The sequence below is a fragment of the Croceimicrobium sp. genome (genome assembly GCF_965228705.1).
Taxonomy (GTDB): domain Bacteria; phylum Bacteroidota; class Bacteroidia; order Flavobacteriales; family Schleiferiaceae; genus Croceimicrobium.
On the sequence record NZ_OZ245832.1, the window covers coordinates 2427510 to 2449920 of the forward strand.

Below are 22411 nucleotides of genomic sequence, written 5' to 3' on the forward strand. Positions count from 1 at the left end.
ACTAACTAAGAGCCAACTTTAAAGCCTTTTAGCGTCTAAAAGCTAAATTGCTTTCATGCGAATTGTTCTTCTTCTTTTACTTACGCTCCAAATAAGTGCACAGCCTATCAATGCAATTATTGGCGACAGCTCTTGGTATATGCAATATCATCGTTGGCCTCAGCCTGAAGACTCGGAACAAGATCGAATTCATAGCCACTTGATTTATGTCTTAAACCGGCTCAAGGCCGAAGATGATTACCATGGAGACTCGCTGGCCAGAGCTCAAAATCTCACAGCTTTAGAAGCCTATATTCAAATGGGAGAATATCCCAAAAGCTTTAGCTATCCCGCCAAAAGAAGGCCTTGCTTTATTGATGATGCTGGTCGCCTGTGCGCAGTAGGCTACTTAATCGCAGAAAGTGCTGGTTTGGAGTCAGCCGAGCGAATTAACCGATTGTATCGCTTCCACTTTTTACTGGACATGAAAGATTCCGCTCTGATAGACTGGCAGCAGAATTCTGGATTAAGCCTCCGCGAATTGGCGATGATCCAACCTTCCTATGGATGGGAACGACAGAGTGTTTATGCTCTGTTTCAAGACCCTAAAACGCATCTCTTCGGTTTAAAACGGAATAGCAATGGCAAGGTGGTTATTAAGTCACGTTATGAGCGATTAATGCACGACCCCAGCCTTCCCTTTGTTTATGGCCTACGCAAAGAAAAGTGGTATCTCTTTAAACCCGATGGCAAAGAAATAAGCTCCAAAGGCTACCAAAAATTACAGTTCCTGAGACGTAATTTCTCATACCGAATGTTGGCACAGGATGAAGACGGCATCGAAGTTTATAATCCTCAAGGCCAACTGCTTTGGTCCAGGGAAGACCTCCGATTTCGACTCTATATCGAAGACCAATTCCAGGTTATTGGAGCGCAAGGCCAGGGAGTACTAAACTGGAATGGCAAGGAAATTCTCAGTCCAAAGTATGATAGCATTTTTCCGGTAAAGAATGTCGACTATCAGCTCTTCGCCTGGAAGGCCCTATTGAACAGCCCGGCCATCGAAGATGCAGAAAAGACCTGGCCAGCTGGTAGGTATTGGGGCTTGGCCGACACCAGCGGCAAAGTACTCCTGCCCTTCCTTTTTGATAGAATTGAATACAAACGTGGACTTCTTCAAAGCTGGGACAGAGATGGTATTACTCAGGTTTACGATAGCCATGGCAATTTGGTATTTGGCGAAGGATTAGAACGAATAGAACCCGGAGCCTGCCGCTACTGCTCCATTATAGTCACAAAGCAAGGTTCAGGACTCTTTAACGGCTACAGCCGATCCTGGGATGAAGACCCTCTCCACGATAGCATTAGCATCCTCGCACCTTTCTATTATCAGATGATCAATAATGGCAAAAAGGGGATTCTCAATAGTTTTGGCGACACTACCCTGAAGCCTGCCTACGAGTCTATTTTCTACCAGGCCCACCGCTTCTTTTATCAAGAAAATGGCAAATGGGCCCTGGCCGATGAAAATGGTAAAGAACTGATTCCCCCTATATATGACAGCCTTGGCGTTCTGGTTTTTGATGGCATTTCTAAAGATTCTTGCCTGCTATTTAGTCAAGAGGGAAAGCGATTTGAAATCCGTGACCGACAAGGGAATATCGCCTCCGTAGAACAAGGCTGGCAGGGGTTCACCCCCTTGCATTCCTCAGCAGTTCTACTGCATCGCGGCTTAGAAAAAATACTGGTCGAATACCATCAACTCCAGTTTAGAAGCTATCCGAACATTAAGATGGATTATGCCCGCCCACTCGAAGGTTGGTATATGGCTTACGGTAAAGATGGTAAGGAAGGTTTGTGGATGCTATCCTATTACAATCCCATAAGCCCGGAGAATATCCGTCCAGCTATTTTCGACAGTATTGTTTTCCTAAAGGGAGATCCTAATCTCCAACTCCTAGTGCAGCAAAATAATAAGTGGGGAGTTTACTCCATTCGTGGTGATTCCCTAATAATCCCTTGTGAACAAGATGTTTTCTTGAAACGTGAGCTTAATACTTGGGTCTACTTCCGAAAAGATGGAGTTTGGAAAGGCTATTTCTACACTTCACCATCCTTAAAAGGACTTAATCCGATGGGTGAAAAGAAAGTTGAGGAAATGTGGCGGGCGAAAAAAGAAAAAGGGTCGAATTAGAAATTCGACCCCAACTATTTTTCAGTATTTAAACTACGCTTCAGAAAGGTTCTTCAACTTCTTCAATCCTTTGCTAAAATCTGCGCTCATAGCATCTTCCGCACTCATGAAAAGATTCATAATATTCATCGGATAGGCCATTTCACTCTTCATCCCCCAAATCACCTTTGTACCACCAGCAGATTCACTAAGCTTTACATAAGCATCGCCATGCGAATCGAAAGGGCGCGTAAAATGCAAATGGGTTTCCAGGGTATAAGGTGCTGCAACCTTGGTTATAGTTTGACAGCCAGCACCTACATTTTCATTCTCACTATCCCAGCAGTTTTCAGAACCCACTGTACCGCTAGCTCCCTTATACTCTTGTTTCATATCCGGATCTATACTGGCCCAGGGACTCCAATCATTCATACTTTCCAAACTGTTGGTATGATTCCAAACTTGAAGTACGGGAGCATCAATATGTACACTTTGTTCGTAGGAGAAGTCTTTAGACACAAAAAGAGCGGCTAATAATAGGGCTCCAATTAAAACCACCACTCCAATAATTACCGATTTTAAAGCTTTCATTTTCTTTTAGTTTTATTTGATCCTTAGCAATTTAAGAAAATGTAGCTCATTTAATTGGCTTTGAAAAAATAATTAACCACCAAACTTATCCTACTCAATAACTTAATGAGGGGTCCAGATTCCGAGGGCAGCTTGCTCCGCGGCAAACTGACGGAAGTCTTTCGGAGAACGACCCAATACCTTTCGAATATCTGTGCTTAGAATTGCATTTTTAGGCTCCAGAAGAACCTCGGTAAAGAGGTATTGAATTAACCAAATGAAGTCTTTCTCTACTCGTAAATCCTCCAGCATACTGATATAAGCTGGTAATGAAATAGGTGTAAAGCTGATGCTTCGGCCGCTGGCTACCGCAATTTCTTCCATAACCTGTTGGAAAGTAAGTAAGCGTGGACCGGTTAACTCATAGATTTGACCATTATGTTTTGTATCCATTAAAACCTTAGCCACCACTGCCGCAATATCATCAGTATCTACATAAGGCACCTTGGCCTGAGCCATGGGTAAAGCCACATCACCGGATAGAATGGCTGGTAAAAAGAAGCTCTCACTAAAGTTTTGGTTAAACCAGGATGCCCGCACAATGGTGTAGTCTATGCCACTATTAATAATCACTTGCTCACAGAGCTCCGCTTCTTTTTCTCCTTTACCAGAAAGGAGCACCAGTTTTTGCAAGCCTTCGATCCTGGCCACTTCCACTAGTTTTTCGATGGCCTCTAAAGCACCGGGAACAGCCAAATCGGGTTGATAGGTGATGTACATGCGTTCAGCACCTCGCAAAACCTCCGACCATTGTTCCGGTTGATGCCAGTCGAAGGGAGGGGAAGCCTGACGGCTCCCCCGAACCACATTCTCCCCCCTTGACTCCAAAATATCGGCCACCTTTCGACCGGTTTTGCCATTGGCACCTAGCACTACAATTTTTCTTTTTTCCATTTTCAGTTAGTCTTAGTTTTCAATTGTTTACGTTTTGCTTTGAATATGATATTCTTAATCGCCCCAATAAACCAGGGCACTTTATAGCCTTTGCGGCTGAGATGCTTACCCCCCATTTGATAGATGGCCCCATTGCCTTTTACCCCGTGACCATCAAGAAGACGATTATAAAAATTAAAGAGACTGGTAATCAGCACCACCAAATGCAGATCTTCTTCGGTCCAGCCCATTTCATACACCACCTCGGCATCTTTCCTGCTCATTTTCGACGGACTCAAGGTGAGTTTTTGAACATAGCGCAGGAGCACTCGATAGTTCTCTGTAATCGCAGCTTGATCCAGATTGTCCACCAATTCTTCTAATAGATGTGACTCTACTCCAAATTCCGCTGCCACCGCTTCATGCGAACCATAGCAAAAAGAACAAGCATTTAAACCCGATACATAGGCCGCAATCATTTCGCGGTCGGCAAAAGAAAGGCGACCCGGCCCACGCATAATACGATGCGAAGCTTTATCTAAAGGTCCTAATCGGGGGCGATCTCTAAAGGTGATATCTGTAATATCCGACCACTCATCCAGGTAGCTAAAAAAAGGACGATTCATTATTTAAGATTTAGAGTTTCAGAGCCATATCGATAAAGGGCTCCCAGAATTAAGAAGAAGGACAGCAGGGCAAAGGCAGTCCTAATGAGGTGCCGAAGATTCCAGCTTTTCTCGAAAATATCTCGCACATGGGAAAGACCTCGGGCATCTAAGCGACCCAATTGCACTTGATCGAGGTATTCATTTAAAGGTACATTGCCGGCAATGGTTACTCCCAATACACCAAAAACATAGATTAGCGTGGCGGCTAAAATCCAGCGGAAAACCTCTGTCTGATTAAAATTGAAATAAGCCGCGGCCACCAGGGTCAATAGAGTCCCGAAAAAGATGAGGATAAAGGCTGGATTCAGAATCGCCCGATTAATGTTTTGCATGCTCTCCAGAAAGGAAGAATCACTGATCAATTTGGTTCCGGGAATGACCGAAACTTGCCAGGCATAGTAAAATCCGGCTGACAGCCCACCAAGAAAGACTGCGGAATAGAGACTGATAGCTTTCATGAGGATTTGTGTTTGGCATTAGCTTTAATCCAACGGCGAAGCTTTTCAGCATCTTCCTCCTCCAGTTTATTCCAAAAGCCCAGCGGCATCCGCTTCTTCACAAAAACTTGCTCATTAATCAATGGAGCAAATTCTTCCATATTCTCTTCGGTAAAGAACTTGGTTGGATTCATCCGCTTGTGGCAGGTATTGCAATTATTTTTAAGAACTACCAGGGCCTCGTCTTTCAATAAAGAATAAGGGCCCTCTTCGGGCAGGCTTTGCGCCTGACTGGCTTTGGCTAGTAGCAGAAATACTAAGAGCCATTTAAAAGCTTGGAAATTTGTGCTCATGCGTTTAAAGTTTGATGAGACAAAAGTCCGCCCTCCTAAGTCGGGGCCTTAGTTCGAAAAGAATTCAAATTGGTTCGAAAAGAATCAGGCGCGAATTTCGCTAGGTCGATAGCCGAATTTTTGCGCAAAAGCCTTGGAAAAGGAGCTTAAACTATCGTAGCCCACCTGCCAGGCTGCTTCTTGAACAGTAGCACCACCGCTGCGAATAAGCTCATGTGCTTTCTCCAGTCTTTGATTCTGGAGGTAACGAAATACGGGTAGACCAAAATGGGCTTTGAAACTTTGTTTAAGCTTATTGGTATTCATGCCGATTTCTGCCGCCAATTCCGATAAACCCGGAGGCTCTTCCATATTAGCGAGGAGAATTTCCCGAGCCTTATCCAACCTTATCAAGGTATCATGAGCCAGGCTTTGACCTGCACTTCCAGAAAGTTCTCCGAAATAATGCGCCAATAAAGCGGTCATCTGAGAACGGAAAAACATCATCTTGGCCTTGCCTTCCAACTGATTGCGTAAGGCCTGATCTACCGTTTGCTGCATGGCGGCACTCATATAAAACTGAGGCCCCGCCACAAAATGACTCTTTGGATGCAAAAGCGGATCCAATAATTCCTTAAAAAGTGCCACCTCTTGCTCGGGTAAAGAATCGATATGCCTCAAAGAAGTGGCGATCACCAGGCACTCCAGTGGGCGATCCGCAGAAACATGATGCTTAAACTTAACTTCCGCATCGGCATAAAAGGATAAAGCCAAACCCTGGGTATAATCAAAAGCCTGCTGCTCACCGGCATAATCTACCTCCAGGTGCACATTTCCCGATCCATAAAAGGCCACCGCAATGACAGGCTCATCAAAATAACAGGTATCTACCAAAGCTTCTTTTGCCTCGGCCAATTCCACCAAAATGGTGAAGTCTTTTATATTGATGAATTCGCGGTTCAAAATTTATTTCAGTAATTGACCATTAAGGATTTAAGCTCGTTAGTAGATAATGCTGTATCACGGTGTAACATACGATGGCAGTTAGCACAAACTAAAGCTAAATCTTCCAATCTTATTTCCCGTTCTTGATCTATCTCAGATAAGGGAACACGATGATGACACTCAATAAAGCCCTTTCCTAGGTCTCCATATTTAGCTGCAAAATCAAATTCACAGACTTCACATTCCAATTTACCTCTTGTATTGAATACCCTATCCTTTTTACGCTTAACCAATTTTGGGTCCCTTTCTCGATATCGATGATATTTAAAGAGCAGCTTACCTTCTTTGGCTGAATAGTCTTCATACTCAACATCCGGCATTTTAAGAATTACCTCCTCATTCTCTAGCAATCCTTTGATCTTGGAAGCAATCCTTTTCAAATCATCTGGTCTACCTACATACTCATCAAACACTTCCTTATCTAGCTTTGCTCCTCTTTGCATGCCTTTACCTGGGTAGGTATCATCGATTGCCAAGAAATTGCTGAGCTTTAACCCTACTCCATTTGGGTTTCTAAAATCTTTGAAATTCCCTTTACCTGAATGGATGGGAAGCTTATTCAATAATTCTGACAAAGCTATAACCCTTGGGTTTCTTGCATGAATTTGACCAGGTTCCAATTGCAGATATAAATCCATAGCTAAAATCAGCTCATCTCGATGCCAAGGGGGACTTCTCATTAAAGGGGGGTAATGAAGGTCCAAAATAATTATTATTAGTGCTTTATGAGCTTTCTTCCTAAACAAAAAAAAACCGCCCTGAAATAATCCAGAGCGGCTAAACAGCACAACTAGCAAAGCTGCATTTAGAATTTGAGGTTTACTCCTAAGCTCAAATGTTGTTGGGCAGAAAACAATTCCGGGCTTACCGGCATGGCTTGCATTTCGGCCTGGTAGCGCAGGTAAATGTCAAACTGCTCATTAAATTCATAAGCGGCCACCAAACTCAAATCGGCCGCAAAGTATTGGTGCCAGGTTCCCCATTCGGAGCCCTTAAAGATTTGCTCAAAGAGGTCCTCATTTAAATTGGTATCACCCTTAGTTCCACGATTTACAGTGGTGGCCATTGGAAATAAAGCCTGTCCCTCGAAACGCCACTTATCCATGTGATACTGAGCGCCAATTTGTAGGCTTAATCCCTGGCGACTGAAATGCTGCACCAAATCTTTATTTTGGTTCTCATCCAAAACATTGGAGATCAAACGGCTTTGAGCACGATATTGTAAGCCCAGGTCAAAGCGCGAATCTTCATTTTGAATCAGAGTAAAGGTGTAGGCAGTACGAAATTGGAAACGCACAAAGCCCTGATCTAAATCGCGCATACCTTCTGGAAACATCGGCCCACTCTGCAAAGCCAGACCAATACTCCAATTCTGCCGCTGATGGAAATTGAGATGATAATCTGCCTGCCACAATTGACTAAGCGTTTGCATCGTCGAATCAGAAGTTTGATGATCTTCCCAAATCCCACTACCTACACCACCACTTAGGCGTAGTTGATGATTAAATTCAGAATCGCTCTCCTGAGCAAAGCTGTTGAAGGACATTGCCAACAAGAGCACAACGAGTTTAAAATTCACTTTCATGTTTTAGTTTTTAATTGATTGTTTTAGTTTTCCTTGTCGCCTTTCGGCGGATAGGTCCCCATCGAAATTTGACGAGGCAAAAGTGCAGCCACCTCCCACATCAAGCGACCGGATATACAAATCAGAACTTATTTGAATACAATGGTAATTCCGTCCCACAGCGGAGAGATCAAGTGATATGAAAGCCATACACAGCAGGCTTTAGGCGCCAATTAAACGGAATGCAAGCTTACCCTGTGAAGCGATTGAGTTCGGAATCTCAATTCCGTCCTTCCCTTTTAAAAAGGGATAGCAGTTTTGCCCCAGAAAAGAAGAAAAATGAAATTATCAAGCATCAAGAAATACGGTCTGGCCCTGCTTATCTTCGGACTTATAGCCTATCAACATGGATCACAGCTCCATCATATTGTCCACCATAAACTGCAAGAAACCGCCTATCTATTCCTGAGCTATCTAGAAGTACATTGCAATTAGCAGTGATTAAAGGACAGGATTACTTTGTCGATCCGAGCGAAATAAAACCCCATGGTTTTCATCCTGTTCCAAAGAATCTTGAATCACAGCTTTGGCCACTAAGAGCAAATTCTCCAATGCCAAATCTGCTAGAGAGCTTTGCTCCCTTTCCACCCCTTGTCGTAAAATAAAATCTACTTCAGACTGAGCGGCCCTCAATCCTTCTTCATCGCGAATTACACCTACCTTTTCGAACATCAGTTGCTGTAAATAGCTAAGCTTGGTATCAACCATTGGGAAATGCCGAGGGGCTTCCGGGTTTACCAATTCTTCCTGATTGGGATCTACTTGCATATCATCCTTCAGAGAAAGGGCTGCCTTATGAGCCATAACCAAAGCTTCCAACAAGGAATTAGATGCTAATCGATTTGCCCCGTGCAAGCCGGTATAAGCAACTTCTCCAGCAACCAAAAGACCCTCCAAAGCCGTACGACCCTGTACATCAGATGGTATTCCTCCGCAGAAATAATGAGCCGCCGGAGCTACGGGAACCATTTGCAATTCAGGATTAAGACCCTGTTTTTTTAATTCCTTCACAATAGTGGGGAATCGATGAGCCAAAACCTCCTGATCCAAATGCCTGAGGTCCAAGTACACCTTTCGATTAGGAGTAGAGGCCAATTCCGCATAAATACCGCGTGACACAATATCGCGGGTAGCCAATGAACCGGAAGGATGGTATTTAAACATAAAGTCCTCCTCCGCATCATTACGCAGGATAGCACCAAAGCCCCTTAATGCTTCAGATAGAAGAAAATCACGACCTCCATTGTTAATCATCACCGTAGGATGAAACTGGATGTAGGCCATTTTCTTCAGTTCTAAACCCGCTTTTAGCGCTAAAGCTAAACCATCGCCAGTAGCCACTTCGGGATTAGAAGTATAACGGTACAATTGACCCGCCCCGCCGGTAGCTAGTAAGGTCCAGCTAGCTTTTAAGTTTTGATAGCCATTGCTACTTCGCAAACGAAGGCCCAAACAACGACCCGATTTACCTATTAAAAGTCGGTCGGCCTGCTGATGGTAGCGCAAGCTTATGTTTGGATGCTGTTCAATACGATGCAATAAAACGCTCACAATGCTCCTTCCACTATGGTCTTTTACATGCAAAACCCGATGGGCGCTATGCCCCCCTTCACGAGCCAGATCCAAGCCTTTGGCATTGGCATCAAAATCCAAACCCCAATACATTAATTGACGCATTTGCGAAGGGCCCTCTTCCACAATCTCACGCACTACAGCCTCATCGCAAAGTCCATCGCCGGCCTGCAAAGTATCCTTAATATGATCTTCAAAAGAGTCATGATTTGAATCCATTACCGCAGCCACTCCCCCTTGAGCATAAAAGCTATTCGAATCCTCTGCCGATCCTTTACTCAAAACCACAATTTTGGCTTGAGGATAAAAGTCTGCACAATGCAAGGCAAAGCTTAAACCAGCCACGCCTGCACCAGCCACTAGAATATCACAGCTTTCTTCTTTAGTTGACGCTTCCATTAGCTCAATTCAAACATTCGGTTTAAAGGCTGTAAGGCCTCTTTCATGATCGAATCCGGCAATAGAATTTCCGGTTGTTCATCGCGTAAGCAATTGCGTAATTTCTCCAGGGTATTCACCTTCATAAAGGCGCATTCACTACAAGCGCAGGTATTATCTTCTAAGGCGGGAGCCGGAATAAAAGTCTTCTCCGGCATGAGTTCTTGCATCTTATGCAAAATGCCATGCTCGGTAGCCACAATAAAACTTTGGGCCTCATCCTCCTGAGCATAGCGCAATAAAGCGGCGGTAGATCCAATGAAATTCGCCACTTTAAGAATAGGGGTTTCCGACTCTGGATGAGCAATAATTTTCGCCTCAGGATGCTCGGCCTTCAAATTGAGAATCTTCTCCAAATCAAAGGCTTCATGTACAATACAAGCACCATCCCAAAGTAGCATTTCCCGACCGGTTTCCTTATTCAGATAGCGACCCATATTTACATCTGGAGCAAAAATGAGCTTCTGATCCTTTGGAAAGGAGTTAATAATCTGCAAGGCATTGGAACTGGTGCAAATTACATCGCTGAGGGTTTTTACCTCCGCCGAACAATTAATATAACTTACCACGATATGATCGGGATGAGCTTCGCGGAAGCTTTTAAAATCGGCCGGTGGGCAAGAATCCGCTAAAGAACAACCCGCCGCTAAGTCTGGTAAAACTACCTTCTTGCCAGGATTGAGGATTTTAGCCGTTTCGGCCATAAAATGAACTCCAGCAAAAACGATGAGTTCTGCATCTGTTTCTGCTGCCTTACGCGATAAAGCGAGGCTATCACCCACAAAATCAGCAATATCCTGAATTTCTGGAACCTGATAATAATGGGCTAAAATCAAAGCATTTTTAGCGGCCTTAAGGCGATTAATCTCCTGCACCAATTCGCTTTGGTTGGACGAGTAGTTCATTATCTCCATGGATTTGGGCACAAAGCTATTTAGGAATCAGCTACCGGATTATGATATTAATCAGCCTATAAAGCTTCCCCCCTATTATCACTTTGCCTTTCCCTCTTCAGAGACCAAAGACTTTCGGTACTCACTGGGCGTTTGCCCAACTAACTTCTTAAATAGGGTATTAAAAGAGGATTTGGAATTAAAGCCAGAGCCAAACATCGCCTCTGCAATGGTGAAACCGGGATCCTCATTTTCCGACAGCAGAGTTTTGGCTTTCTGAATGCGGTATTCATTAATAAAGCTCATGAAGTTCTTCTGCTCGTATTGATTGATAAGACCAGACAAATAGCGCGGACTCATTGCCAATTGATCCGCTAATTGAGCCAGAGTAAGATCAGGCTCTAAAAATGGTTCCTGCCTGCTGATCCAGTCTTTAATTCGCTGCAAGTCCTGCTCCTCTGTTTCATTGGGCGCCATCTCTAAATCCGTTTCTACCTTCTGAATTTCCGCATGCATATGACGTTCCATAGCATCGGTACCACGAAATAACTCCGGGGCCCACAGGGCTTTTAAAAAGAAATAATTCACCAAAATCAAAATGCTGATCGCGGTGAGACTAATGCCCATTGTAAGATTAACATTGATAAAGAGAATGTCCAGAAAATCAATGAGCACTACCAGCGTAAAGAGTAAAATTGGCCATAACAACCAGGCAACATTAGCACCCTGAGCTAAGGAACGTGTTTCCAACACAATGCGATGATAGGATCGCAAAGCCCAAAAGCTGAGAAGATTGTAAGAAGCCAGACTGACATAAAGCAGTATTCCCCAATCCCGGCAAAAACTCCAATGCAATAATGGACTTACAAAAATCAAAACCGCCGGAATAAAGTGCAACAAATCCTGCCCTTGAAAACCACGATCGCGCTCCAGGCTATTCTTCACAAAAAGGTAAAGTAGAGGACCAAAGAGAAAACCGAAGAAACAGAAATTATCCCACCAAAATGCTGGGAGTTGAATCTGCTTGCGCAAAATCAGGATTAGAGCCTGAGCACTTAAACTGAGAAAAAACAAAGCCAAAAAACGGTTCTGATATTTTACCGCCGGCCTTTTTGCCAAGAGTAAAAATAGCGCGAATAGCAAGCCCTGAAAGCAAACTATAAAAGGAATAATCTCTGCCGCACTAAAAGTCATAAGCCTATTGCAATATGCCGGGTAAATGTACTGCGCCCATTTCGGATGCTTTTAGGGAGCCTTGCGGTGAAGTCTTAATTGTCTAAAAAGCTTGGTTCGGATTTCTGAATTCGAACCAATTTACGGTTTGAAAACTCCTTTACATAGCTTCCGATCGCTTAATTCGCCAAAGTGATGATAGCCTAGCCCTTCTGCGAATCCCCTCCGAAATGCAGTTTATTACGATCTCTGGCCGAGCTTGCTTAAAGAAGGTCCTACTTCTATTTTGTATTTGGTCCTACTCCATCCTTGCGCAATCCGAAACGGATGCCATTGAAAGGCTTCGCGCAAATATTTACTCGCAACCGGCCCACAGTTATGTATTAGCCGATAGTCTCTTAAAGCACAGCAAGCCAGGCCCGGAATTAGAGGTAGAACTATGGAACTTAAAAGCGGGGGCTGCCTGGCTGGAAGGCCGATTAAGCCAGAGCAGTAAGGATTATGTTATTGGCATTCAACTAGCGGATAAACTAGGATTTCCCGAAGCCAAAATACGGATGGAAGGAAACCTGGCCAATGTCTTTAATGATCTCGGTGCCTATCGCCTGGCCAAGAACTATTATAAAAAAGGTTTCAACACCTTAATACATGCTAATTCTTTACTGAACATTGCCACGGTTTATCTCCGTGAAAAGCAATTAGACTCAGCCCAGTACTTTCTCGACAAAGCCTTAAATGAATACCAAAGCCAAGCATCAGTTGAGGGCCAGGCCTTATGTCATTCCAATTATGCCAGGCTTTATTTAGCCCGCTCTATGTGGTCTAAGGCTCGCTATCACCTCCATAAATCCGACTCCCTTTTTGAAGGTGGACCCAATATTAAAATGCAGCTCACCAATGAGATTATTGCCTGGAACCTTAAGTTAAAGGACAAACCTGCCAGCTTTAATGCCACCGGCCTTCGGAATTCCTTAGCTAAATGCCAAAGCTCCTCCTTTAGAGAGCTTGCAAGGGATGCCCATGCCTTGCTCTATGAATGGTTTAGGGGGCAAAACAGTGACTCGGCCTTAAGCCACCTTCGAGCCAAGCTACATCTTGACTCCAGCCTAACCGGCAATCAGGATCGAAATATTACTATGTTGGTAGAAAACTTTTATCAGGCCCAGCTAAAACTCGAAAATCTCCGCAATGAGAAAGAGGAGCTTCGCATGCATGAACTTTTAATGGAAGAAACCTATGCACGCCAAAAGCTAATTCTCAGCTTGATGTTCCTCGTAATGATTGGTCTGGGTCTAGGCCTTTATATCCAACAGAAAACGAAAAATCTCCGCTTAAGTCAGCGCATGAGGCAAGTTGAAAATGAAAAGCTGAATCAAGAAGTACAGCATCAAAGGAAAATGCATGAAGAGCAAGCCAAACTCATTCATTTTAAAGAAAAAGAATTACTCTCCTACAGTTTAAAAGAAGCGCAATTAAGGCAAGAGTTCCAGGACTTACGCACTAAAATCCAGGAAGGTCATTCCAGTAATGACCTATTGCGAATTGTGAAAGGTGCCCAACGCAAATGGGATAGCTGGGAGAATTTTAACCGCCATTTCCAATCGGTTCATCAAGACTTTTTCAAGGCCTTAAGCAAAGAACATGCACTTAGCAGCAAAGAACTTCGCATTAGTGCTTTAAGCGTTTTAGGGCTAAGCGCGAAGGAAATGAGTGAAATATTGGGCATAAAACCGAGCTCCGTAGATATTGCCCGTCATCGATTAAAGAAAAAGCTCGATTTGGAGCCTGACCTTTCCCTCACCGAATACCTGCGAAAGTTTATCAAATAGGCACGTCTACGAAACGAAACGGAGTTGTAAAGAAGATGTAAACCTGGCTTTCTCGCCAGGCTCCATCGGGCTCCCTAAGCTTGCATTGTAATTAATTCAAGCGATCATGAAAACGAATATCTATTCCTCAGTATTAAGCCTTTGCCTCCTGCTTTCTTATTCTATGAAGGGTCAATATCAACTTCTGGCAACCGACCCCTCTAATGATGGGGTCAACTCCCAATTAGCCGATGGCACCCACTTCGCTTATTATTACGATGCACAAAGCGACAGCATCTTTTTCCGGATTGAATTAAACAGCCTCAGTCCAAGCATGGCTAGCGGCTTTGGCTGCAATGTGATGGTAAACCTCTTTAGTACTGATCCCACCTTTAATTTCTGGGGCCAGGATAATCAGCTTCCTTACCACTATCTGCTTACGGCTTGGGTTACGGGCAGTCCTCCCTCAAATTATACCGGCACCATTGGTATCGCTGATGCTAATGGAGTAAACACTCAGAACTACACCAACCTATATCAGAATAACATTCAAATAGTTATTGAGCCCAATCTCACGCGGGTCACCTTTGGTATAAAACGAGAAGACATCATGCCAGCACGCTACCAGGCGCCCGCCACAGGAATACTGGCTGCATCGGTGGCTGCTGCGGTAGGATCCAATCAATCCTGGAACGATGATCTCTTTGACCCCGACAGTCGCATTCTAATTGACATGAATGGCATTGGCTTAGAAGAAGTGGAGGAAAGCTCCTTTGAAGTGTATCCAAATCCCTGCACAGGACTTCTTTACCTCGATCTAGAGAAAGATCAATTGATCCAAATCAGTGACCTGCAGGGCAGAGTATTAAAAAGCATGAACTACCGAAAAGACGAGGCGCTGGATCTCAGCTTCCTCAAAGCCGGTCTTTATCAAATTCGCACTGCCTCTGGTCAATATCAATCTTTCATCCGCCAATAAGCGGGCCTAGCAATTAAATACTCCCGCTCATGAACAAGTTTGTTTTTTGGTTCTTTTCCTGTTTTCTATTCAGTTCTGTGGCGTTCGGGCAAGTTTGTCCGACGCCCCAGAGTCTGGAGTCCTTAGCTATTGATGAGCAACAAGCTCTTTTGGACTGGCAAAGTAGCAGCAGCCATTGGCAATTGCGCTATGGCCAGGGAAACAGCCAAATCATCAGTCCTATTTTAATTAACAGCAAGCCTTATAGTCTCAGTGCTTTAAATCCAGCCAGTAACTATTGGGTACAGGTGCGAGACTCTTGTGGACTGGATTCTTTAGGCCCCTGGAGTGATACCCTATTTCTACGCACTCGATGCTCAGCAATAAGCAGCCCCTGGCTTGAAGATTTCGAAGGGCAACAATGGTCTCGTAACAATAATGGCAATAATCTGCTTCATGTGGATAGTTGTTATCGCTTTAGTGCGGATAGCCTGGCGCAATACTGGACCATCCAAACCCAAAGTGCTATTGCCAATTCCGGTCCCAGCCAGGACCATAGTGCTAATGGTCAGCAATTTCTATATCAGGTGCGCAATTTCGGAATCACGCAACATGACTCGGTCTTTTTCGAAAGCCCCACTATTAACTTAAGTGGACTGAACAACCCTGAACTAAGCTATTGGTATCATTTCTATGGGGATGATATTGAAGACTTCCGCATTTGGATTAGCGCTAATTCTGGCTTGAGCTTTCAATTACTGGATGCCCTAAATGGGCCTCAGCAAAACAGTAGTAACAGTCCCTGGCTGGAACGCAGAAACTCATTGGCCGCCTACTCTGGGCAAAGCATTATCCTGCGCTTTGTGGCAAAGTCTGCTCAAGGCGGGTTTGCAGTTGGCATGGCTCTCGACGACATCAAAATTGATGAACAAGCCGCCTGTCCTTCACCCCTGCTTCCTGCCACGCTTCTCAGCAGAAGTTCACAAAGCCTGGTCTTGAATCTTCCACCAAGTTCCAGCAATAGCTGGCAAATCGAATACGGTCCCCTGGGATTTAACCCCGGTTCTGGAACCACCCAAAATGCCAGTCAAAACCCTTATACCCTTAACAACCTAAGTCCGGGTACCGAATATGACATCTATGTGCGAGAACTATGCCCGGGCAGCCTCACTTCAAACCCAAGCCCAAAATTAAAGGCTCGTACCGCCTGCAATGCCCAAATGGCTCCCTACCAAGAAGACTTTGAGGGAAGTAATTTCAGCACCGCTGCCATTGGAAGCCTACATGGAAATATTGATCCTTGCTGGATATCATCACCCGACCACACCTTCTTTTGGACGGTAGGTCCCCCGGTTTCCCAGCCAGTAAACACCGGGCCTCTGGGAGATCACAGCACCGGTTCTGGTCAATATCTTTTCTCAGAAACAGAAAGCTTCTCCGCCTTAGCGACAGAAAGCAGTTTATCCAGTCCGGCGATTGACCTCAGCGCCCTTAGTCAACCCCAATTACGGTTTTACTACCATCTCTTTGGTGCCGATATAGCCGGACTCAATATCCTGGTGGTCGCCAATGGGAATATAAACTTGATCGATAGTTTAAACGGACCTCAACAAATCAGCCGAGCCGAGGTCTGGAAAGAAAAAATCATCGACCTCAGCGCTTATACAAATCAAGAAGTTCAGATCGTATTTACCGCTAAAAAATCCAGTAATGGCTTTGCCAACCACATTGCCATTGATGATTTCTACTTAGAGGAGACCCCTACCTGCCCCAAACCTATCAACCTGCAAGCCAGCGCTCTGGGCACCCAGGTGCAGCTCAGTTGGACATCCTCCGCTTCCAACTGGATTATCGAATACGGCCCTAAAGGCTTTAGCCCTGGCAATGGGTTCAGCTTCAAGCCTAATTCAAATCCCTTCACGATTAATGGCTTATCCCCCAATACCGAATACGACTTCTATATTCAGGATAGCTGTGGAGCCAATCTACTCAGCAGCCAGGAATTCTTTGGCACAGTAAAAACCGATTGCAGTGCTCAGTCCTCCCCTTTTTTGGAAACTTTCGACGGTAGCAGTTTTAATGGTGGGAGTTCCATACATCAAGCAGGTACGATCGATCCTTGTTGGCGAAGGAATGAAACCCAAAGCTTTTTTTGGAAGGCTCGTGGGACCGGTGCCGTTAGTACCCAAACCGGTCCCTCAGCCGACCACACTTCTGGAAGCGGCAAATCTATGCAAACGGTTATTTCCAATTTTGTAAATGCCACACAGGAAATTGACCTCAGTAGCCCTCCCATCGAGCTCAGTTCTCTACAGAGTCCACAGCTACGATTTTTCCATCACCTTTTTGGGGCTGATATCGAAAGTCTAAAAGTTCTAATTAAAAATAAGGACTCGGTTTCCACGGTACTTCAATTAAACGGAGCCCAGGTAAATAGCAATAGTGCTCCCTGGACAGAAGAACTCATTGACCTTTCAGCCTGGCAAGGCGACACTATCGTGCTGATCTTTAGAGGGCGTCGTAAGAACAACTACTTCTATCGAGGTAGCATTGCCATCGACGATGTGGAAATTCGAGAAACGCCCAGTTGTCCTGCTCCGACTAATCTTATGGTATTGCAACAAAATGGAAGTTCAGTAGTACTGGATTGGACCAGCGGAGGAGCAAATCAATGGCAAATAGAATATGGAACCCCGGGCTTTAGTCCGGGAAATGGCACCCTGGTTAATGTTAGCTCTAAGCCTTTCACGCTAAGCAATTTAAATCCTAAATCCAATTACGATGTATTTGTGCGTGATAGCTGTGGCAGTAGTAGTTTGAGTTTGTGGAGCGGCCGGGTTAGTGTTTTTACTGGTTGTTTAGTAATGGCCGCTCCCTTTCTTGAAGATTTCAATGGACCGAGTTTCCAAAGAGCCCTTGCAGCGGCGGATCAGGGAATTTTCGACACTTGTTGGTCGGCCGAAGATCATCCAAACTTCTTTTGGAAGATACATCAAGGTCAGGTATTCACCTTTAACACCGGACCAAATGCAGGCAATGGAGGCACTGGTAAATATCTGTTCAGCACAAAGAGTGGCTTTGGAAATACTCCTCTCAGTACCGCTGTTTACACACCCTGGATTGATCTAAGTAACCTAATCCTTCCTGAGCTTCGGTTCTTTAGTCATGCCTATGGTGCGGATATCGACAAATTGGTAATCGAAGTGAATGATGGCCAAAATTGGCAAATGCTCAGCACCTTTAATGGCTCTCCTCAAACCTCTGGAGCAGCGGCCTGGCAAGAAAACCTGGTCAGTTTGCAAGCCTATTTAAACGACACCATTCAACTGCGATTTGTATCCCATCGCAAAAACACTTTTAGCGCCTTAACCGCCCTGGCCTTGGATGATATTGAAATCCGTGAAACTCCTACCTGCGCTTTCCCTACTGCCTTACAGCAGGATAGTGCCAGCAGCAATAGCATTCACCTAAGTTGGCAAAGTGGGGGCGCTAACCAATGGCAAATAGGCTACCGTCCAGCAGGCAGCAGTCAGGCCTATCAAATTATTAATGTAGGTACTAATCCCTATGAGCTCCGGGGACTTAGCCCTTCAAGTTCCTACGAGATTATTGTACGGGATAGTTGCGGACTTGGAGACCTAAGCTTTTGGTCTGGTCTTCTGATTGGTTCCACAAATTGCGGGGTCCGAATTTTACCCTACCGTGAAAATTTTGACGGGGGACAATGGGTAAGTGGTACCGGGCAAAGTAATGCGGGGTCTGTGCTCGACCCCTGCTGGTCTACCCCCTCCAGTGCCGGGCCACATTTCGGACCGCGAACCGGCATAACCTTTAGTAATACTACCGGGCCTTCTACCGATGTTTCCGGGACGGGGAATTACCTCTATACCGAGGCCACAAATGGAGTTGGAACCGGTGAAATTACCGGACCACATATTTTCATACCTCAAAATCAAGGTGTGATATGGCTAAAATGGGCCTACCATATGTATGGACTAGATATTGGCGACTTTGAAATTGAAATACGGATCAATGGTGGTCCTTTCCAAAACCTATATAGCCTTAATGGCATGCAACAGACCTCTAGTGCAGATGCTTGGCAAGAAGATTCCCTCTCGCTACAAGCCTATGTAAACGATACCATTCAGCTTCGCTTTAAGGGTTCGAATAGCGGCTATCGAGGAGATATTGCCCTGGACGACATTCGAATCGAAGGCAATCAGACCCTCTGCCAGACCCCGGATAGCTTGCAAATACTAACTGTGGGAACTGATAGTATCCAAATTAAATGGAACTCCTATAATGGCACTAGCAGCCGTATTAAGCTCAGTACCCTTGAGCCCTCAGGAGCAGCTCCACAATGGTTCTATGGAGTGCAAAGTCCCTTTACTTTAAGCAATTTGCAAGAAGGTGTGCTTTATCGCATCGAGGTCTCCGATAGTTGCAGTGCCAGTGCCCAAAGCTATACAGACAGCCTGGTAATTCGTACCCAATGCCTCCCCTTGCAAGCCGGGGCTCAGGTGCAAAAACTTGGACTGGATCTCTATGCCCATAATCGCAGTATTGCCAGTGATTCTGTAGCCTGGTATATCGGTAATCAACTGATTGGAACCAGTGATAGCGTACATCATCAATTTAACTCCCCCGGAAATTATACCCTCAAATTAGTAGCCCTAAATAGTTGTGGTGAGAAAGATAGCCTCTTCCAAATGTTAACTATTTGCGATAGCATGAGTCCTGCCTATCAGTGGACCTATAATCTTGACAGCCTCTATTTAGAAGCCGATACTGCCAGCGGTGCTCAAACTGTTTACTGGTATCTCAATTCGCAATATGCCGGCATGGGCTGGCAAAACCAAAGTGCTCTAGACACCAGTGGCATTCTTCCAATAGCAATTCATTTTGTAGATGCTTGTGGCGATACCCTCAAATTACAAGACACCCTGCGCTATTGCCCACCAGTTTGGGCAGCCTGGACCGACAGCATAGTCAACCTGCAAGGCCAAGGTGGAGGAATGCGCGTTTACTTTAATGCTAAACCTTCTCGAAATGCTCAATTCTACCAATGGTCTTTTGGCGATGGAAGCAGCGGCAGTGGTAAGCAAGTAGTTCACACTTATTCCAGTTATAGCCTTAATTACAATGTTCGCCTCATAGTTCGTAATGCATGCGGAGCAAGTGATACCACAGAAAGAAAACTTGGAGATATCGGATTAGCCGAATATGCAATTCCCCGCATCTCTGCCTACCCCAATCCTTTCAGGGATGAGGTTTATATAGATTGGGAAGGAAACACTGAACTCGATATCGAGCTACTGGATTCTCAAGGCAGGGTACTGGGCCAGGTTCGTAAAAACCCGCGTAACAGAGCAGAGTCGTGGACACTCGATCAACTGGCTCCCGGCGTCTATTATCTCCGTGTGCGACAAGGGCCCCACAGGGTGTCCTTGAGATTACTTCACCTTTAGCAGCATCAAGCTGAAGTGGAGTATCGAAAGGGAAGGATTATGCTCCTTCCCTTTTTTTTCGGGCAGAAGCGTTCTGTTTTCTGCAATTAACTAAAGTCGAACCAAATCCGGCAAGCAAGAACAGGCCTACAATTGAAGCTAAGCCTACTTTGCAATTCTAAAACATAATTTATGAAAAAGCAGTTTACATTCTTACTGGCCTGGCTCAGTTTCAGCCTGCTCAATGCCCAGCATATAGGCACCTATAATCCCAACCCAAATCGCGTAATCAGCGATGCAATGATCTTTGCCTCGGATCATGAAATCCTGGCCTCAGATTACGATAATGGACGGGTATCGCTAATTAATATCCAAAGCGGCCAAAGTCGCTATCTGGTAACGGGATTGGGCAAGGCCAATGGCTTGTATCTTTCCCCTATCACCGGGCATTTGTACATCGCCAATCCGGTGGCGGATAAGATTTATGTGATAGATACTTCCGATCAAAGCCTGGTGCAAACTTTCAATATGCAAAGCCCTTCCGATATCATTGCCAGCCCAAATCATGACACCTTATATGTGAGCAGCTGGCAGGATAATAGGATCAGTCAAATTGAAGTAGCTACCGGAACTCAATTTACCTGGCAATGGGGAGCACCTTTAAACGCACCGGTTGGACTGTGCTACGACCCTCAAAGTAATGACTACTATGTAGGCAATTTTAACGATCGGAAAATCTATCGAATGAACGATTTAGGCATTTACTATGTCGCTACTGTTCCGGCTCCGAACACCACTGGAAATGCCTATTTAGGTTTTATAAAATTTGCCAATAATAAGATTTACGCTAGCTCCTTAAATGCTCATCAAATTTATGAGATTGACCCCGCCTATACTGATAGTGTAAAGCTTTTAGCCGGTCAAGCCGGGATTAGCGGAAATCAGGATGGCAGCCCTGCCGTAGCCAGCTTTAGTCAGCCCAATGGTATATTACCCAATGCTACCGGTGATACTATTTGGATTAGCGAATATGGAAGTGGAAACCTACGCTATTACACGACCAGTAGCGGTTTGGGAACATTATACCTTCCGGCAGATAGCCAACCAATACGCGTATATCCTCAACCTGCGAAAGACCGTCTTCATATTCAAATTGCTGAAGGTTTTGAAGATCTTCAGAAGCAAGAGTTTCAATTAATTAATGCCCAGGGGCAAATACTGAGAAACGGATTGAGATTTGAAGACTATCAAGAGCAAAGTGTAGACTTATCCGACTTGAGAGCGGGTAGCTACTTCATTCAATACCAATATCAAGGTACAGGTTATAGCCAACCGATTCAAGTCTATTAATTGCAATTACACAGTTCCTCGAGGATTTCGGATTGGTAGTTCCGAATAAGGGAAAAGTGCCCTTCATCTTTTAAAAAGAGCCTCGAATACCTCAAGACCGAATGGTAATAAAAACCGCGCTGCTGTGGTGCCATTCGGTCTTGTTTTCCGTACCAAAGGCTTATTGGAATTGTGACTTCTTCGGGCTCAAAGCCCCAGTCTCGAACATAAAGCTGCCATTCCTGAACTACCCCTTCAATTCCCTGACGATAGGCTTCCAAAGAAGCCGCTAAAAAATCACGGCCATAATGAGGCTGACTCAGCATTAATTGCCGATCTGCAGGTGGCAAATGACGCTGCATCTGGCTCAAGCGTTTCTCTGGTTTATCACGCAAGGTTTCATAATCCCTGCGAATAATGGATTCTATAAAACGGTTGTTCTTTAAAGCTGCAGCCCAATGTATTAATCGCAGAGGAAACCACATTCCCTTTTTACTCCCCTTATAATTTACCGGACTAGCCCCAGCCACAATACTTGCCCCCTTTATACGCTCTGGAAAGTGCAAGCTGCAAGCCAATAGATGAGGCGCTCCTCCGGATAAGGCCAGCAAATACACCGAATCCAAACTCAATTGATGGCAAAGCTCCTCCATATCATAGGCATAATGGGCAAAGCATCGCTCGGGATGCGGATCAGAATAACCAATTCCCGGTCGATCCGGAGCAATAATACGCAAAGACATTTCGCAAGCGATGGTGTCTAAAAATGCGGCAGACAGGCGACTTTCCTGACCACCATGAAAATAAAGCACTGGCTTCCCCTTGGGATCTCCATATTCCACATAAGCCAAAAGCCTTTGATCGGATAATTGAATCCCGTATACGCCCTCAGCTATCACAAAAGGAACTTGTGCCGAGACAGAAAAGAAACTAAATATTGCAAGCAGACAGCCCCGCCTAATAATAAGCATAGCATGATTAAATTCTATGCTCATATTGAATCAACAAGAGGGGAATCTCATTCTGGTCAGACTGTTTTGAATCCAGAGACCAGGGGGAAGGTCCATAACAA

General features: G+C 44.8%; 18 protein-coding genes. 6 read left to right on the plus strand and 12 right to left on the minus strand.

Features of this window, described 5'->3' with window-relative positions; all coding sequences use genetic code 11:
• Nucleotides 1-55: 55 nt before the first annotated feature.
• Nucleotides 56-2173 (plus strand): WG repeat-containing protein, encoded by a 2118-nt coding sequence (locus tag ACO05P_RS11055; RefSeq protein WP_421750856.1) that lies wholly within the window; start codon nt 56-58, stop codon nt 2171-2173.
• Between the two features lie 33 nt (nt 2174-2206).
• Here the strand turns inward: ACO05P_RS11055 and ACO05P_RS11060 are convergent, their stop codons facing one another.
• The 8 genes from ACO05P_RS11060 to ACO05P_RS11095 all read right to left on the minus strand — a co-directional run bounded on the left by ACO05P_RS11060 (nt 2207) and on the right by ACO05P_RS11095 (nt 7682).
• Complete coding sequence (locus ACO05P_RS11060; RefSeq protein ID WP_421750858.1) at nt 2207-2743, minus strand: SRPBCC family protein; 537 nt, start codon at nt 2741-2743, stop codon at nt 2207-2209.
• Nucleotides 2744-2845: 102 nt separating this feature from the next.
• Nucleotides 2846-3676 carry an SDR family oxidoreductase gene (locus tag ACO05P_RS11065; RefSeq protein WP_421750860.1) on the minus strand — a complete coding sequence of 277 codons (831 nt, stop codon included), beginning with the start codon at nt 3674-3676 and terminating at the stop codon, nt 2846-2848.
• A 2-nt stretch (nt 3677-3678) separates the two neighbouring features.
• Complete coding sequence (locus ACO05P_RS11070; protein WP_421750862.1) at nt 3679-4281, minus strand: carboxymuconolactone decarboxylase family protein; 603 nt, start codon at nt 4279-4281, stop codon at nt 3679-3681.
• A complete protein-coding gene (locus ACO05P_RS11075; protein ID WP_421750864.1) occupies nt 4281-4781 on the minus strand; it encodes a DUF1772 domain-containing protein in 501 nt (166 codons plus the stop codon). Before ACO05P_RS11075 ends, ACO05P_RS11070 begins: the two co-directional genes overlap by 1 nt.
• Nucleotides 4778-5113 carry a hypothetical protein gene (locus tag ACO05P_RS11080; protein WP_421750866.1) on the minus strand — a complete coding sequence of 112 codons (336 nt, stop codon included), beginning with the start codon at nt 5111-5113 and terminating at the stop codon, nt 4778-4780. Before ACO05P_RS11080 ends, ACO05P_RS11075 begins: the two co-directional genes overlap by 4 nt.
• An 84-nt stretch (nt 5114-5197) precedes the next feature.
• Nucleotides 5198-6055, minus strand: a complete 858-nt coding sequence (locus ACO05P_RS11085) for a helix-turn-helix transcriptional regulator (protein WP_421750868.1) — start codon at nt 6053-6055, stop codon at nt 5198-5200.
• Nucleotides 6056-6063: 8 nt separating this feature from the next.
• On the minus strand, nt 6064-6777 hold the full coding sequence (locus tag ACO05P_RS11090) for an HNH endonuclease (protein ID WP_421750870.1): 714 nt from the start codon (nt 6775-6777) through the stop codon (nt 6064-6066).
• 125 nt (nt 6778-6902) lie between these two features.
• On the minus strand, nt 6903-7682 hold the full coding sequence (locus tag ACO05P_RS11095; RefSeq protein WP_421750872.1) for a hypothetical protein: 780 nt from the start codon (nt 7680-7682) through the stop codon (nt 6903-6905).
• 318 nt (nt 7683-8000) lie between these two features.
• Between ACO05P_RS11095 and ACO05P_RS11100 the strand changes: the two genes are divergently transcribed.
• Nucleotides 8001-8156, plus strand: a complete 156-nt coding sequence (locus tag ACO05P_RS11100) for a hypothetical protein (RefSeq protein WP_421750874.1) — start codon at nt 8001-8003, stop codon at nt 8154-8156.
• 6 nt (nt 8157-8162) lie between these two features.
• On the opposite strand, the gene nadB is transcribed toward ACO05P_RS11100, so the two are convergent.
• The 3 genes from nadB to ACO05P_RS11115 form a co-directional block, all read right to left on the minus strand.
• Nucleotides 8163-9692, minus strand: coding sequence for an L-aspartate oxidase (nadB, locus tag ACO05P_RS11105; RefSeq protein WP_421750876.1), 1530 nt, complete (start codon nt 9690-9692; stop codon nt 8163-8165).
• Nucleotides 9692-10636, minus strand: a complete 945-nt coding sequence (nadA, locus tag ACO05P_RS11110; protein WP_421750878.1) for a quinolinate synthase NadA — start codon at nt 10634-10636, stop codon at nt 9692-9694. Before nadA ends, nadB begins: the two co-directional genes overlap by 1 nt.
• Nucleotides 10637-10723: 87 nt before the next feature.
• Nucleotides 10724-11743 (minus strand): helix-turn-helix domain-containing protein, encoded by a 1020-nt coding sequence (locus ACO05P_RS11115; RefSeq protein WP_421750880.1) that lies wholly within the window; start codon nt 11741-11743, stop codon nt 10724-10726.
• Nucleotides 11744-12027: 284 nt separating this feature from the next.
• Between ACO05P_RS11115 and ACO05P_RS11120 the strand changes: the two genes are divergently transcribed.
• The 4 genes from ACO05P_RS11120 to ACO05P_RS11135 all read left to right on the plus strand — a co-directional run bounded on the left by ACO05P_RS11120 (nt 12028) and on the right by ACO05P_RS11135 (nt 21360).
• Entirely contained in the window at nt 12028-13626 is a 1599-nt protein-coding gene (locus ACO05P_RS11120; RefSeq protein ID WP_421750882.1) for a transcriptional regulator, read from the plus strand.
• 106 nt (nt 13627-13732) lie between these two features.
• Nucleotides 13733-14584 (plus strand): T9SS type A sorting domain-containing protein, encoded by an 852-nt coding sequence (locus ACO05P_RS11125; protein WP_421750884.1) that lies wholly within the window; start codon nt 13733-13735, stop codon nt 14582-14584.
• A 29-nt stretch (nt 14585-14613) separates the two neighbouring features.
• Nucleotides 14614-20031 (plus strand): PKD domain-containing protein, encoded by a 5418-nt coding sequence (locus ACO05P_RS11130; RefSeq protein ID WP_421750886.1) that lies wholly within the window; start codon nt 14614-14616, stop codon nt 20029-20031.
• 171 nt (nt 20032-20202) lie between these two features.
• Entirely contained in the window at nt 20203-21360 is a 1158-nt protein-coding gene (locus ACO05P_RS11135) for a T9SS type A sorting domain-containing protein (RefSeq protein ID WP_421750888.1), read from the plus strand.
• Here ACO05P_RS11135 and ACO05P_RS11140 read toward each other — a convergent pair.
• Complete coding sequence (locus ACO05P_RS11140) at nt 21357-22238, minus strand: alpha/beta fold hydrolase (RefSeq protein WP_421750890.1); 882 nt, start codon at nt 22236-22238, stop codon at nt 21357-21359. The two genes, ACO05P_RS11135 and ACO05P_RS11140, sit on opposite strands and share 4 nt — an antisense overlap.
• Nucleotides 22239-22411: the final 173 nt, after the last annotated feature.

Bases quoted from the DNA above. Each gene is read 5' to 3' on its own strand.
- ACO05P_RS11070 (WP_421750862.1), bottom strand. From the start codon at position 4,281: ATGAATCGTCCTTTTTTTAGCTACCTGGATGAGTGGTCGGATATTACA.
- ACO05P_RS11075 (WP_421750864.1), bottom strand. From the start codon at position 4,781: ATGAAAGCTATCAGTCTCTATTCCGCAGTCTTTCTTGGTGGGCTGTCA.
- ACO05P_RS11065 (WP_421750860.1), bottom strand. From the start codon at position 3,676: ATGGAAAAAAGAAAAATTGTAGTGCTAGGTGCCAATGGCAAAACCGGT.
- ACO05P_RS11100 (WP_421750874.1), top strand. From the start codon at position 8,001: ATGAAATTATCAAGCATCAAGAAATACGGTCTGGCCCTGCTTATCTTC.
- nadB (WP_421750876.1), bottom strand. From the start codon at position 9,692: ATGGAAGCGTCAACTAAAGAAGAAAGCTGTGATATTCTAGTGGCTGGT.
- ACO05P_RS11135 (WP_421750888.1), top strand. From the start codon at position 20,203: ATGAAAAAGCAGTTTACATTCTTACTGGCCTGGCTCAGTTTCAGCCTG.
- ACO05P_RS11095 (WP_421750872.1), bottom strand. From the start codon at position 7,682: ATGAAAGTGAATTTTAAACTCGTTGTGCTCTTGTTGGCAATGTCCTTC.
- ACO05P_RS11125 (WP_421750884.1), top strand. From the start codon at position 13,733: ATGAAAACGAATATCTATTCCTCAGTATTAAGCCTTTGCCTCCTGCTT.
- ACO05P_RS11130 (WP_421750886.1), top strand. From the start codon at position 14,614: ATGAACAAGTTTGTTTTTTGGTTCTTTTCCTGTTTTCTATTCAGTTCT.
- ACO05P_RS11060 (WP_421750858.1), bottom strand. From the start codon at position 2,743: ATGAAAGCTTTAAAATCGGTAATTATTGGAGTGGTGGTTTTAATTGGA.
- ACO05P_RS11055 (WP_421750856.1), top strand. From the start codon at position 56: ATGCGAATTGTTCTTCTTCTTTTACTTACGCTCCAAATAAGTGCACAG.
- ACO05P_RS11090 (WP_421750870.1), bottom strand. From the start codon at position 6,777: ATGAGAAGTCCCCCTTGGCATCGAGATGAGCTGATTTTAGCTATGGAT.
- nadA (WP_421750878.1), bottom strand. From the start codon at position 10,636: ATGAACTACTCGTCCAACCAAAGCGAATTGGTGCAGGAGATTAATCGC.
- ACO05P_RS11120 (WP_421750882.1), top strand. From the start codon at position 12,028: ATGCAGTTTATTACGATCTCTGGCCGAGCTTGCTTAAAGAAGGTCCTA.
- ACO05P_RS11080 (WP_421750866.1), bottom strand. From the start codon at position 5,113: ATGAGCACAAATTTCCAAGCTTTTAAATGGCTCTTAGTATTTCTGCTA.